General features: G+C 73.4%; 12 protein-coding genes and 1 pseudogene. 6 read left to right on the forward strand and 7 right to left on the reverse strand.

Going from position 1 to position 12,878, the window contains the following annotated elements; genetic code table 11:
* Positions 1–29 precede the first annotated feature (29 nt).
* The 3 genes and pseudogenes from argG to ACIP84_RS22380 all read left to right on the forward strand — a co-directional run.
* Positions 30–1,484, forward strand: coding sequence for an argininosuccinate synthase (argG, locus tag ACIP84_RS22370; protein ID WP_355961044.1), 1,455 nt, complete (start codon positions 30–32; stop codon positions 1,482–1,484).
* 212 nt (positions 1,485–1,696) lie between these two features.
* Positions 1,697–2,596 carry an RNA polymerase subunit sigma-70 gene (locus tag ACIP84_RS22375; protein ID WP_401799656.1) on the forward strand — a complete coding sequence of 300 codons (900 nt, stop codon included), beginning with the start codon at positions 1,697–1,699 and terminating at the stop codon, positions 2,594–2,596.
* A gap of 255 nt (positions 2,597–2,851) precedes the next feature.
* Positions 2,852–3,001: pseudogene (locus ACIP84_RS22380) on the forward strand (VOC family protein); the annotation flags it as partial.
* Positions 3,002–3,147: 146 nt separating this feature from the next.
* Here the strand turns inward: ACIP84_RS22380 and ACIP84_RS22385 are convergent.
* The 4 genes from ACIP84_RS22385 to ACIP84_RS22400 all read right to left on the reverse strand — a co-directional run bounded on the left by ACIP84_RS22385 (position 3,148) and on the right by ACIP84_RS22400 (position 7,093).
* Positions 3,148–4,311 (reverse strand): methyltransferase, encoded by a 1,164-nt coding sequence (locus ACIP84_RS22385; RefSeq protein WP_401799659.1) that lies wholly within the window; start codon positions 4,309–4,311, stop codon positions 3,148–3,150.
* Positions 4,312–4,446: 135 nt separating this feature from the next.
* Entirely contained in the window at positions 4,447–5,022 is a 576-nt protein-coding gene (locus tag ACIP84_RS22390; RefSeq protein ID WP_355961036.1) for a histidine phosphatase family protein, read from the reverse strand.
* A gap of 69 nt (positions 5,023–5,091) precedes the next feature.
* Complete coding sequence (locus ACIP84_RS22395) at positions 5,092–5,544, reverse strand: GNAT family N-acetyltransferase (protein WP_401799662.1); 453 nt, start codon at positions 5,542–5,544, stop codon at positions 5,092–5,094.
* A gap of 112 nt (positions 5,545–5,656) precedes the next feature.
* Complete coding sequence (locus ACIP84_RS22400) at positions 5,657–7,093, reverse strand: PLP-dependent aminotransferase family protein (RefSeq protein ID WP_355961033.1); 1,437 nt, start codon at positions 7,091–7,093, stop codon at positions 5,657–5,659.
* Between ACIP84_RS22400 and ACIP84_RS22405 the strand changes: the two genes are divergently transcribed.
* Entirely contained in the window at positions 7,092–8,141 is a 1,050-nt protein-coding gene (locus tag ACIP84_RS22405) for a DMT family transporter (protein WP_401799665.1), read from the forward strand. The two genes, ACIP84_RS22400 and ACIP84_RS22405, sit on opposite strands and share 2 nt — an antisense overlap.
* A gap of 83 nt (positions 8,142–8,224) precedes the next feature.
* Entirely contained in the window at positions 8,225–8,428 is a 204-nt protein-coding gene (locus tag ACIP84_RS22410; RefSeq protein ID WP_401799668.1) for a DUF1918 domain-containing protein, read from the forward strand.
* A gap of 13 nt (positions 8,429–8,441) precedes the next feature.
* Here ACIP84_RS22410 and ACIP84_RS22415 read toward each other — a convergent pair whose 3' ends face one another.
* Entirely contained in the window at positions 8,442–9,758 is a 1,317-nt protein-coding gene (locus tag ACIP84_RS22415; protein ID WP_401800019.1) for a glycoside hydrolase family 10 protein, read from the reverse strand.
* A gap of 178 nt (positions 9,759–9,936) precedes the next feature.
* Here ACIP84_RS22415 and ACIP84_RS22420 point away from each other — a divergent pair, with 178 nt between their 5' ends.
* A complete protein-coding gene (locus ACIP84_RS22420; RefSeq protein ID WP_073915461.1) occupies positions 9,937–10,797 on the forward strand; it encodes a 3-hydroxybutyryl-CoA dehydrogenase in 861 nt (286 codons plus the stop codon).
* Between the two features lie 68 nt (positions 10,798–10,865).
* Here the strand turns inward: ACIP84_RS22420 and ACIP84_RS22425 are convergent, their stop codons facing one another.
* Together ACIP84_RS22425 and ACIP84_RS22430 are read right to left on the reverse strand one after the other, a co-directional pair.
* On the reverse strand, positions 10,866–11,396 hold the full coding sequence (locus ACIP84_RS22425; protein WP_355961024.1) for an NUDIX domain-containing protein: 531 nt from the start codon (positions 11,394–11,396) through the stop codon (positions 10,866–10,868).
* 62 nt (positions 11,397–11,458) lie between these two features.
* On the reverse strand, positions 11,459–12,799 hold the full coding sequence (locus ACIP84_RS22430) for a transcriptional regulator (RefSeq protein WP_355961022.1): 1,341 nt from the start codon (positions 12,797–12,799) through the stop codon (positions 11,459–11,461).
* Positions 12,800–12,878: the final 79 nt, after the last annotated feature.

The following is a 12,878-nucleotide window of genomic DNA, read 5'->3' on the forward strand; positions in this document are numbered from 1 at the left end:
GACCATGCGAGATGATGCATACTCTTCCTATGTCCAAGGTCCTCACCTCCCTGCCCGCCGGCGAGCGCGTCGGCATCGCCTTCTCCGGCGGCCTCGACACCTCCGTCGCGGTCGCATGGATGCGCGACAAGGGCGCCATCCCCTGCACCTACACCGCCGACATCGGTCAGTACGACGAGCCCGACATCGCCTCGGTGCCCGGCCGCGCCAAGACCTACGGTGCCGAGATCGCGCGCCTGGTCGACTGCCGCGCCGCGCTGGTGGAGGAGGGTCTTGCCGCACTCACCTGCGGGGCGTTCCACATCCGCTCCGGCGGCCGCGCGTACTTCAACACCACGCCGCTCGGCCGTGCCGTCACCGGCACCCTCCTCGTACGGGCGATGCTCGAGGACAACGTCCAGATCTGGGGCGACGGCTCGACCTTCAAGGGCAACGACATCGAGCGGTTCTACCGCTACGGCCTGCTCGCCAACCCGCACCTGCGGATCTACAAGCCCTGGCTGGACGCCGACTTCGTGACGGAGCTCGGCGGCCGCAAGGAGATGTCGGAGTGGCTCGTCGCCCACGAGCTGCCGTACCGCGACAGCACGGAGAAGGCCTACTCCACCGACGCCAACATCTGGGGCGCCACCCACGAGGCCAAGACGCTGGAGCACCTCGACACCGGCGTGGAGACCGTCGAGCCGATCATGGGCGTCCGCTTCTGGGACCCGTCGGTCGAGATCGACACCGAGGACGTCACGATCGGCTTCGCGCAGGGCCGGCCCGTGTCCATCAACGGCAAGGAGTTCGCCTCCGCCGTCGACCTCGTCATGGAGGCCAACGCCATCGGCGGCCGCCACGGCATGGGCATGTCGGACCAGATCGAGAACCGGATCATCGAGGCCAAGAGCCGCGGCATCTACGAGGCCCCCGGCATGGCCCTGCTGCACGCCGCGTACGAGCGGCTGGTCAACGCCATCCACAACGAGGACACCCTCGCCCAGTACCACAACGAGGGACGGCGTCTCGGCCGGCTGATGTACGAGGGCCGGTGGCTGGACCCGCAGGCGCTGATGGTCCGCGAGTCGCTCCAGCGCTGGGTCGGCGCGGCCGTCACCGGCGAGGTGACGCTGCGGCTGCGGCGCGGCGAGGACTACTCGATCCTCGACACGACGGGCCCGGCGTTCAGCTACCACCCGGACAAGCTCTCCATGGAGCGCACCGAGGACTCGGCCTTCGGACCGGTGGACCGGATCGGCCAGCTGACCATGCGGAACCTCGACATCGCCGACTCCCGCGCCAAGCTGGAGCAGTACGCGGGCCTCGGCCTGCTCGGCACCGGCAGCTCCGCGATCGGTGCCGCCCAGGCGGCCGCGACCGGTCTGATCGGCACCCTGACGGAGCTCCCCGAGGGCGGCGCGGAGGCCATCGCGTCCCGTGGCGAGGCCACCGACGAGGACGAGATGCTGGACCGCGCCGCGATGGAGTTCGGCACCGACTGACCCGGCACCGCCCGAACGACCCACCCCCGTCGAGCACCACGCGCTCGACACCCCCGGAAGGCCGGCTCGACGTCCCCCGCGTCGAGCCGGCCTTTCCGTCTGCCTCGGGCCCTTGCCCCCCGCGCTCCTTCCGCCGACGGCGGCCGGTGCTGTCACATCGTGGCGCGGCCTCCCGTCAACGCGGTGACGGAACCGATGAGGAGTGAGGCGCCATGCACGACGACACCTTTCCGGCCGCCCTGGCCGGGCGTTTCGACACCCACGAGGAGCGACTGCGGCGCGTGGCCCTGCGGATGACGGGTTCGGAGGCCGCGGCCGAGGAGGCGCTCGCCGCGGTGCGGGCGGGGCTGGGGCGGGACGACGGGGCACCGGTACGCACCTGGCTGACGGCGCTGGTCGCGCGGGAGTGCGTGCGGGGGCTCCAGGGGCGGCGGGCGGCCGAGGGGACCGGGCGCAGCAGCGCGGCCGGGGTCGGATTCCGGGGCACGGCCGGGGCCGGTGTCACGGGCGAATCCGGGGGCGGGGGTGAATCCGGGGGCGGGGACGAGTCCGGGGGCGGGGGCGAGTCCGTGTGGCTCGCGCTGTTCCTCGTACTGGAGTCCCTGGGTGCCGAGGAGCGGCTCGCCTATGTGCTGCACGACGTGTTCGGGCTGCCGTCGCACGAGACGGCCCGCATCGTCGGCGGCTCCCCCGAGGAGACGGCCCGGCTGGCCCGGCGGGCCCGGGAGCGGGTCCGGGGCCACGGGACGGCCCGGACCTCGGGGGCCGTCGGGCGGCAGCGGGCGGTGGTGGACCTGTTCCTGGCCGCCGCACGCGCGCGTGACGCCCGTACGCTCGCGGCCGTCCTCGACCCGGACGTGGTCGCCCACTCCGAACGCGGCCCGGTGCACGGCGCACCCGCCGTCGCCGAGGGCGCGGCCGCGTTCGCCCGGTTCGCGGACGTGGCCCGGCCCGCGCTGGTCGACGGGGCCGTCGGCGCGGTCGCCTTCGTCGACGGGCGGCCCGTCTCCGCCGTGGCGTTCACCCTCCGCCGGGACCGGATCGTCACCGTGTCCGTCACCACGGGCGAGGACCGGGTACGCGCCCTGGACCTGGTCTTCTCCGACGGATGACGGATGACTGGTGGCTGGTGGCTGGTGGCTGGTGACTGATCACGGGTGACGGGGGCGGGACGAGCGGCGCGGGGCCCGGGGCGGGGCGAGAGTCCGGTGCGCCTCGGCCCCCCTCCTCCGCCGGCCGGGCCGTACCCGGGAGAACCTGGCCGACGCGGCTGCGCAGCGACAAGCCGGCCGGGGTGCTCTCCGGCGGCGAGAAGACCGTCTCGCGCCGGCCGCGTCGGTTCACTCGGGCGCGATCGTGAGGTCACTCCTGACGAGGAGGCGCAGGTGGAGCGGCTGCTCGCCGCCGGCGGCACGCGGGTGCCCGCGCACAACCCGTACGGGGACGAGTACGGCGTGACCGTCGAGGACCCCGACGGGTACCAGCTCGTCCTGTGCTCACGTACCTGGGGCGCATGACGACGGGGCGCGGCCGGAGGGCCGCGCCCCGTCGAGGGCTCTCCGCGGGGGACCGGGGTCTTTCGGACCCTGTCCCCGCGGTCGCTCCCTAGGCCCTGTCGTCGAACTCCCGTCGTCGCCCGCAGACGGGAGTTCGACGACAGGGCCTAGGCCTGCCGCACCGCGCGCAGGACCACGAACTTGGCGTCGCTCGCGACCAGTTCGCTGTTGCCGAAGATCCGGCGGAGGGTGACGTGGTAGCCGAGGTGACGGTTCCCGATGACCCACAGCTCGCCGCCCGGCCGCAGCGCGCGCCGCGCGTCGGTGAACATCCGGCGGGCCGTGCGGTCCGTGGTCGCCTGGTGGGTGTGGAACGGCGGGTTGTTGAGGACGAGGTCCACCGAGCCGTCGGGCACGTCGGCGAGACCGTCACCGACGAGGAACTCGGCCTTGCGCCCGTCGCCCACGTGCGTACGGAAGTTCTCCTCGGCCGAGGCGACCGCCTGGTACGACTCGTCCGTGAAGATCAGTTCCGCGTCGGGTTCGTGCAGCGCGATGGCGAGGCCGACCACGCCGTTGCCGCAGCCGAGGTCGGCGACGCGGACCCGGCCGATGCCGCCGGGCAGGTTCGCGAGGAGGAAGCGGGTGCCGATGTCGAGGCGGTCGGCGCAGAAGACCCCGGCGTGATTGGTGACGGTCAGACCGGGCAGCCCGGGCGCGGGGGTGTCGGCCGGCAGGTCGTAGCGATGCGGCCAGGGGTTCGGGCGCGGGGTGACGGCCGGGTCGGGCGTGGTGTGGATCAGCCGCGCCTTCTTCACCGCGAGCGAGGTGCGGGTGGGCCCGAGGATCCGCTCGAAGAGCCGCAGGGTGGAGGTGTGGATCTCCTTGACCATGCCGGTGCCGACGACGACGGTGCCCTCGTGCACGGCGGGTGCGAGCCGGTGCAGCTGGTCCTCCAGGAGCGCGAGGCTCTTGGGGACGCGGACGAGGAGGACGTCGATCCGCTCGGGCGGCGGGTCCTGGGTGGTGAGCAGCCGGACGGCGTCCGGGGCGGCACCGGCGCGCGCGAGGTTGGCCCGTGTGGCCTGCCGGCCGAGGTACGAGTCGGAGATCTGGACGAGCTCCCCGGGGCCGGCGGCCTGGAGTGCGGTGACGAGGGCTCCCCAGCGGTCGCCGAGGACGGCGACGGTGCCGGACAGGTCGGTGCCGTCCTCGGCCAGTCGGCCCAGGAGGTACTCGTCGGACGCGTCCCAGGCGCGCAGCTGATCGCGCGGGTCCTCGGGATGGCGGGTCAGCGTGAAGGCGCCCCATGACGTGGTCAAACGGTTCATCGTGCTCTCAGGCTAGCCGGTCGCGGACGGTCTCTCCCCCCGCCACGTGCCCCTCGGCGGCTTCGAGGGGCCCGACCCGTGCCGGACGGTGCCGGTCGGCACGGGCCCGGGTCCATCGGCGCGGGGCCGGGTCGCTCAGCGCAGGGCCGCGTCGAGCTGGAGGTGCCAGAGGCCGGGGCGGCCGGTGAGGGTGACGGTGGAGAGGGGGCGGACGTCGACGTTCCAGTAGGTGGCGGGCGGCGCCTTCAGGGCGTACACGAGGGCGGCCCGTACGACGGAGGGTTCGGCTACGGCGACGATCTCGCCGTCCTCGGCCGGGCGGGTGTCGAGCCAGTTCCCTATCCGGGTGATGAAGGCGAGGAGGGATTCGCCGCCGTGCGGGGCGGTGCGGGCGTCGGTGAGCCAGGCGTCGACGGCGGCCGGTTCGAGGGCGGCGACCTCGGCGAGGGTCAGGCCGCGCCAGCGGCCCATGTCGCAGTCGCGGAGCGCGGGCTGGGCGAGCGGGGCGTAGCCGAGGGCGGTGCCGGTGGCGCGGCTGCGCGGGGTCGGGGAGCAGTAGCGCAGTTCGGCCGCGCCGAGCGGGATGAGCGCGGGCGCGGCCTGCTGCACCTCGTACCAGCCGGCCTCGTCCAGTGGCCGGTCGTCGTCGAAGCGTTCGGCGAGCAGGGAGGAGCTGCGTGCCGCCGTGACGAGCGTCACCCGAAGACCCATGGGCGCGATCGTGAGGCCGAAGGCTCCGCAGGTCAAGGGGTCATTCCCCGGGGCCGCGGGGGCTGCGGTTCACTGCTGCCCGAGAGCCATCCACTTGTCCGGATTCTGCAGTGGCGTGAAACCGACCTTCTCGTACACACCGTGCGCGTCGGCCGTCGCGAGCACGATGCGGCGCAGTCCGTTCGGCGCGAGGTGGTCGCGGACGGCGGTGACGAGCGCCGTGCCGAGGCCGGTGCCGCGGGCCGGGCGGTCGACGTAGACGTCGCAGAGCCAGGCGAAGGTGGCGTAGTCGGTGACGACGCGCGCGTAGGCGGCGATCTCGCCGGTCTCCCGGTCGTAGGCACCGAAGTTGAGCGAGCCCTCGATGGCCCGGTCCTGCTTCTCCCGAGGTCGGCCGTGGGCCCAGTAGGAGTCCGTGGACAGCCAGTGGTGCACCCGGGCGGCGTCGATCCGCGCGGGGTCGGCTGAGATCTCGTACGCCCCGTGCATGACGGGGGTGTCCGTGGTGGCGCTGTCGCTCATGCCCGAAGCGTTCCAGTGACGCCGGGGCTTGTCAGGTGAATTTGCCCGGGGCCGGGGAACGCCGGGCCGTGCGGGCGACCTCCCGCTGCCTTGCGGGGCCCGCCGCCGCTGCTCAGACGGTGAGCTCGTCGACCGCCGTCCGCAGGCGGCGCACGCCCTCCGCGATCTCCGTGGGGCCCGCGACACCCGCGAAACTCAGCCGGATGTGGCCGGCGGGGGGTTCGGCGCAGAAGTACGGGCGGCCCGGGGCCACGGCGACACCCGCCCGCAGGGCGGCGGCGACCAGGGCCGCCTCCGGGACGCCGTCGGGGAGCCGCAGCCAGAGGTGGTGGCCGCCGTACGGGATGTACGGCAGGGCGAACGTGGGCAGCTGGTGGGCGAGCGCCCCGCTCAGCAGGTCCCGCCGGCCCCGGAGCTCCTGGGCGACGGCCCGCAGATGGCGGTGCCAGGCCGGCGAGCCGACGAGTTCCAGCGCGGCCTCCTGCAGCGGCCGGGGGACGAAGAAGCTGTCGACGACCTGGATGGCGCGGAGGCGTTCCAGGACGGGACCGCGGGCGGCGAGGGCGCCGACCCGCAGGCTCGGCGAGGTGGCCTTGGTGAGGGAGCAGACGTGGACGACGACACCGTCGGGGTCCTCCGCCGCGAGCGGCGCGGGGAGCGGCGGCGCGTCCTCGTGGACGAGCCGGCGGGCGAAGTCGTCCTCGACGACGAAGGCTCCGGCGGCGCGGGCGATGCGGAGCACCTCGCGGCGCCGTTCGGGGCCGAGCACCGCCCCGGTGGGGTTCTGGAAGAGCGGCTGGCAGACGAGGACGCGGGCGCCGGTGGCGCGGAAGGCGGCTTCGAGGAGCTCGGGGCGGACCCCGTCGGCGTCGGCGGGCACGGGGACGGGCCGCAGTCCGGCGGCGCGGGCGACGGCGAGCATGCCCGGGTAGGTCGGCGACTCGACGAGGACGGGGGTGCCGGGCGGGGCGAGGGCGCGCAGGGCGGTGGTGATGGCGGACTGGCCGCCGGCGGTGACGAGGAGGTCGGCGGCGGTGACGCTGCCGCCGATCTCGCGGGCGAACCACTCGCGCAGCTCGGGCAGGCCGTCGGTGGGCGGCCTGCCCCAGGCGCCGGGGCGGCGTCCGGCGCGGGCGAGGGCGGCGGCGAGGGCCCGCTCCGGCTGGAGCGAGGGGTGGAGGTAGCCGCCGTTGAACTCGACCACGCCGGGCGGCGGGGCGGCGAGGGTGACGAGGACGCCGGAGGCGTCCACGGCCCGGGGGACGAGCTCGGTGGCGGTGTCGGCGCTGAGGGCGACCTCCTGCCAGGAGGTGTCGCCCGGGTCGGGGGCGGCGGTACGGAGCTCGGCACGGAAGGCACCGGCGCCGGGGCGGGTGACGACGAGCCCCTCGGCGGCGAGCTGCGCGAGGGCCCGGCTGACGGTCACCGGGGAGACCCGGTAGCGCTCCACGAGGGCACGACTGGACGGCAGCTTTCCACCTGGTGAGTAGCGGTTCAGCTCCGCTCTCAGGGAATGCGCCAGTTCCGCGACACTGCTACGCTCACTCATGAGAGCACAGGATAGCGCTACTGCCACCACGACGATAACGGTGACCACGGCGGACCGCACCGGCGGCACCGTCCGCGCCGTCCCCACCGGCAGCGCGGAAAGCACCGTCCGCGCCCCCACCGGCGCCACCGCCCGCACCCGCAGCGCGAGAAACACCGCCGCCACCGACACGAGCGGGAGCCGCACCGACCCGCTCCCCCGTGGCACCCTGCTCGCCGCCCTCGGCGTGCTCTCCTTCTCGCTCACGTTCCCGTCGACCGTCTGGGGCCTGGAGAGCTTCGGCCCCTGGTCGCTCGTGGCCGTGCGCTCCACACTCGCCGCCCTCGTCGCGGGCGCGTTCCTCCTCGTCGGCCGGGTGCCGCTGCCGGAGCGGCGCCACTGGGCGGGCCTCGCGGTGGTCGCCTGCGGAGTCGTCATCGGCTTCCCGCTCCTGACGACCCTCGCCCTGCAGACCTCGACCACCTCGCACGCGGCCGTCGTCGTCGGCCTGCTGCCGCTCACCACGGCGGCCTTCGCCGCGCTCCGGACCAGGCGCAGGCCGTCCCGTACCTTCTGGTGCGCGGCCGTGTCGGGCGCGGTCGTCGTGCTCGCCTTCACCGTCCAGCAGAGCGGCGGGGCCGTGTCGCAGGGCGACGTGTACCTGTTCGGCGCCCTCCTCGTGTGCGCGGCCGGCTACACCGAGGGCGGTCGACTCGCGCGGCTCATGCCGGGCTGGCACGTCATCGGCTGGGCCCTGATCCTCTGCCTGCCGCTGATGGCGGTCGGTTCGGCCGTGGCGCTGTCCGTGGAGCCGGTCCACCTGAACGCCCACGGCGTCATCGGACTGGTCTGGGTCGCGGTCGGTTCCACCTTCTTCGGCCTCTACGTCTGGTACCGGGGCATGGCCTCGATCGGCATCCCCAAGGCGAGCCAGCTCCAGCTCGCGCAGCCGCTCCTCACCCTGGTCTGGTCGGTCGCGCTGCTCGGCGAGACGCTGCCCCTCGCCGCCCCGCTCGCGGCGGTGGCGGTGCTGGTCTGCATCGCGGTGACCCAGCGGGCGAAGAGCTGACGCGGCGGATCGGGGTGACCCGCGTCACAATGACAGACAGAGACCCTGAACAGCACAAGCCCGGTCGCGAGGAGGTCACCCCGATGCAGGCGAACGTGGGCGACAAACTGCTGGTGCACGGCCGGACCGTCGGTCACCACGACCGTACGGCCGAGGTCCTTCAGGTACTGGGGGAGAACGGCACACCCCCGTACCGCGTCAAGTTCGACGACGACGGTCACGAGGCCCTGATGTCTCCCGGCCCCGACACCGTCGTACGCCGTCACCCCGAGGCGGGCGCGAGCTGATCCCCTCCCCGGGTCAGCCCCGTCCCGGCGCCCGGACCCCGGTCGGATAGTGATCCGCCACCACGGCGGCCATCGCCCCGATCGGGTCCCTCGCGACGTCCAGGGCGGAGAAGAAGCAGTGGCCGCCCACCGCCGGGAACCCGGCGGCCAGTTCCAGGTGCCGTGACAGTTCCCCCGGGTCCTGCCAGGGGGCGGGCTGCGCGGGGTCGCCCGCCTTGTAGAGCGCCTCGCCGATGTAGAGGGCGGCGCCGGTGCCCCGTACCACGGCGTCCCACCACGGCAGCAGCGTGGCGTAGTCGGCGGCGGGCAGACCGATGTGCCAGTACAGCTGGGGGACGACGTAGTCGATCCAGCCCTCCCGGATCCACTTCCGGGTGTCGGCGTACAGGTCGTCGTAGGTGGCGACACCGGCCCTGGTGTCCGAGCCCTCCGGGTCCTCGGCGATGTTCCGCCAGACCCCGAAGGGGCTGACGCCGAAGGCCGCCTGCGGCTTGACGGCCTTGATCCGGGCCGACATCTCCGAGACCAGCAGGTCGGTGTTGTTCCGCCGCCAGGACGCCTTGTCGGGGAAGTCCGCGCCGTACCGGGCGTACGCCTCGTCGTCGGCGAAGGCCTCCCCGGCCACCGGGTACGGATAGAAGTAGTCGTCCCAGTGCACGGCGTCGACGTCGTAGCGCCCCAGTGCGTCCAGCATCGCGTCCTGGGTGAACCGCCGGACCTCGGGCAGCCCGGGGTTGTAGTAGAGCTTCCCGCCGTACGGCAGCACCCACTCGGGGTGGAGCCGGGCCGGGTGGTCGGCGACGAGCCGCGTCGGGTCGGTGTGGTTCGCCACGCGGTACGGGTTGAACCAGGCGTGCAGTTCGAGCCCCCGCGCATGGGCCTCCTCGACGGCCGTGCCGAGTGGGTCCCAGCCGGGGTCGCGGCCCTGCGTCCCGGTGAGGAACTCCGTCCACGGTTCGTACGGCGAGGGCCAGAGCGCGTCGGCGGTGGGCCGGACCTGGAGGACCACCGCGTTGAGCCGGCGCTCGACGGCGGTGTCCAGGTGGGCGAGGAGCTCGGCACGCTGCGCCTCGGCCGCCAGTCCGCTGCGGGAGGGCCAGTCGCGGTTGAAGACCGTGGCGATCCACACACCGCGGAAGTCGGACCGGGCGGCCGGGCGCGCGGGCCCCTCCGACGCGGTGCCGGCAGCCGTCGCGGCAGCCGCTCCCTCGCCCGCGCCCGCGCCGGTGCCCGCGTCCCCTCCCGCTTCCGTGCCCGTCGGCGCTCCCCCGCCCGTCACGGCCAGCGCCACCCCGGCAGCCGCCCCCGCCACGAAGCCTCTTCTGCCGATAGGCCGCACTTGTACCCCTCCTGTGTCGGATACGTCACACCCACCCGGACAGCATGCCCGCCCTGGACGATCGATCATCGGTTAATGAGCGGTAACGTCGTGGGGTCGAGGCGGACGCACCGGAATCACACGGGCCCCGCCGCCAGAGAAGAGCGAAAGGCACGAGGTGACGGACTCCATGGCCGACATTGAGCGCGTCGGAGTGGTGGGCTGCGGCCAGATGGGCGCGGGCATCGCAGAGGTGTGTGCCCGGAGCGGCCTTGAGGTGAAGGTCGCCGAGACCACCGGCGAGGCGCTGGAGATCGGCCGCACACGGCTCTACAACTCGCTGGCGAAGGCCGCCGAACGCGGCAAGATCAGCGAGGAGGAGCGGGACGCGACGCTCGCCCGCCTCAGCTTCACCACCGACCTGGGAGAGTTCGCCGACCGCGACCTCGTCATCGAGGCGGTCGTGGAGAACGAGCAGGTCAAGACCGAGATCTTCCAGGTCCTCGACCAGGTGATGACCCGGCCGGACGCCATCCTGGCCTCGAACACCTCCTCGATCCCGCTGGTGAAGCTGGCCGTGGCGACCTCCCGCCCCGACCAGGTCATCGGCATCCACTTCTTCAACCCGGCCCCGGTGCAGAAGCTCGTCGAGCTGATCCCGGCCCTCACCACCTCCGAGGGCACGATCAGCCGGGCCCAGGCCTTCGCGGAGAAGACCCTCGGCAAGCACGCGATCCGCGCCCAGGACCGCTCCGGCTTCGTGGTCAACGCGCTGCTCGTGCCGTACCTGCTCTCCGCGATCCGGATGTTCGAGTCGGGCATCGCGAGCCGCGACGACATCGACAACGGCATGGAGTTCGGCTGCGCGCACCCGATGGGCCCGCTGAAGCTGTCGGACCTCATCGGCCTCGACACGATCGCGTCGATCGCCGACTCGATGTACGCCGAGTTCAAGGAGCCGCTGTACGCCGCTCCCCCGCTGCTCCAGCGCATGGTGGACGCGGGCCGGCTCGGCCGGAAGACGGGCTCGGGCTTCTACCCGTACGCCTGACCTCCCCAGGACACCGGACGGCCCGTACACACGCACAGGTACGGGCCGTCCGGCTTCTCACCCGCTCCTCAGCCCAGCCGCAGATGGTGGAGCATCAGCAGCCCCGCGGCCATGTTCGCGGCCGGGATCTCCCCCCGGGCGATCATGTCGGGGACCTGTTTCAGCGGCACCCAGGCCCGCCGTGAGGACTCGAAGGCGTCCTCGGGCGGACCGGTGTAGGTGGCCGTCTGCGCCCAGTAGAGGTGGTGGCGGGCGTCGGTGAGGCCGTTGGACGGCTCGACGGTGAGGAGATGGCGCAGCGGCCCCGGCCGCCAGCCGGTCTCCTCCTCCATCTCGCGGGCGGCGGCGGCCTCGATCGCCTCGCCGTCCTCGACGACTCCGGCGGCCAGTTCCCAGCCCCAGCTGTCGGTGATGAAGCGATGGCGCCAGAGCATCAGGACTTCGTCGGCCTCGTTGACGGCCGTCGCGACGGCCACCGGGCGGAGCCGGATCAGATAGTGGTCGAGGTGGCGGCCGTCCGGGAGTTCGACGTCCGCGAGGTTCACCTGGAACCAGCGATTCTCATAGACAGAGCGTTCGCTCAGTTTCGTCCACTGCACGTTCTTGCCACCTTCCGACTGGTCGGTGCTTGTTTGGTGGCAATATCGCAGCAGTTAGCGGCTCACAGGGGAACGCGCAGCGCCCCGTCAATGAGCGCCGCCGCCTCCCGGGCGTCCCCTCCACCGCTGGCCAGAAGGTGCTCCCGCACCTGCCGCAGCCGGTCCCGCAGCCGCCGCGACTCCATCCCCCGCGCCCGCTCGGTCATCTCCACGGCCGTCCGCGCCGCCGCGTCCGCCTCCCCCTGGCGCAGCTCGATCTGGCACAGCATGGCGAGCCGGTGCACCCGGCCCCGGTCGTGCGAGGGCACCCCGACGGCCATCGACGCGTGCTCGTGGGCCGCGCCGAGATCACCCAGACTGAGCAGCGCCTCGGCGACCTGGACGTTGACGAGCCCCGGCTGGACATAGCCCGTCTCGGCCGGCTCGTCCCCCGGGCTGATCCGCTCGGCCGCGGCCTCGGCCCGCCGGATGCAGGCCAGCGCGGCCGCCCCGTCGCCCAGATGCGCGTACGCCTTCGCCTGCATCGCCGTCAGATCGGCGGCGAGCGCCGGAGTGATCTGCCGCCCGGCCGTCCGCAGCGCCGCCTCCGCGAACGCCACCGCCTGCCGGTACTCCCCCATGAACAGCGACTGGTTGACGAGCAGCGCAATCACATAGGCGCCGAGCCCCCGGTCCCCGCTCGCCTTCGCCAACCGCAGGGCCTGATGGAAGTAGCGCTGGGCGAGACCGTGCGCGTCGGCGTCGTACGCGCAGATGCCGGCGACCGCCACGAGTCCGCCGGTGGCGCGGTGCAGCCGCCGGCCGAGGGCGTCGCTGTACGAGCCCCGCAGCAGCGGCGCCGTCTCGGCGGTGAGGAAGCCGACGATCCGGGCGCGGGTCGCGATGCCCCCGGCCTTGCGGTACATCTGCTCGTAGTGGGACCGGGCGGCGCTCAGCACGGTGATGTCAGCGGTGGAGACCGTCGTCCGGCCGACCCGGGAGACGTCCGCGTCCTCCGGCGGGTTCTCCCACTCCCACACGGGCATCACCGCCGGTGTGCCGGTCACGGCGGGTGCGGCGACTATGTGCGGCCGCTGCTGCTCGTCGGACCGCCACAGGGCGGCCGCGCGCTCCACGAACCCGGAGAGCGGTGAACCGACCGCGAGCACGGGCCCGTCGGGCACCCCGAAGCCGATGTCGTCCAGCGTCACCTGCCGGTGCAGCCGGGCGGCGAGCACCTCGCAGATCAGGTCCGGCACCTGGCCGCGCGGCCGCTGACCCTTCAACCACCGCGCCACGGCGGTGTGTTCGTAGCGCAGGGTGAGGCCACGGGCCCGGCCGGCCCGGTTCACATGGGCGGCGAGGCCGGCGTTCGAGACGCCCGCTTCGTCGAGCAGGGCGTCGAGCAAGGTGTTGGGCTGCATGACCGCTCCGGTCGCTCCGGTCCGCTCCGGCCGCTCGGCTCGAGGGCGGTGAACTCAGCGTAGCGGTGGCCGAATTCGT

The sequence above is a fragment of the Streptomyces sp. NPDC088707 genome (assembly GCF_044752725.1).
In the GTDB taxonomy this organism is placed as follows: Bacteria; Actinomycetota; Actinomycetes; order Streptomycetales; family Streptomycetaceae; genus Streptomyces.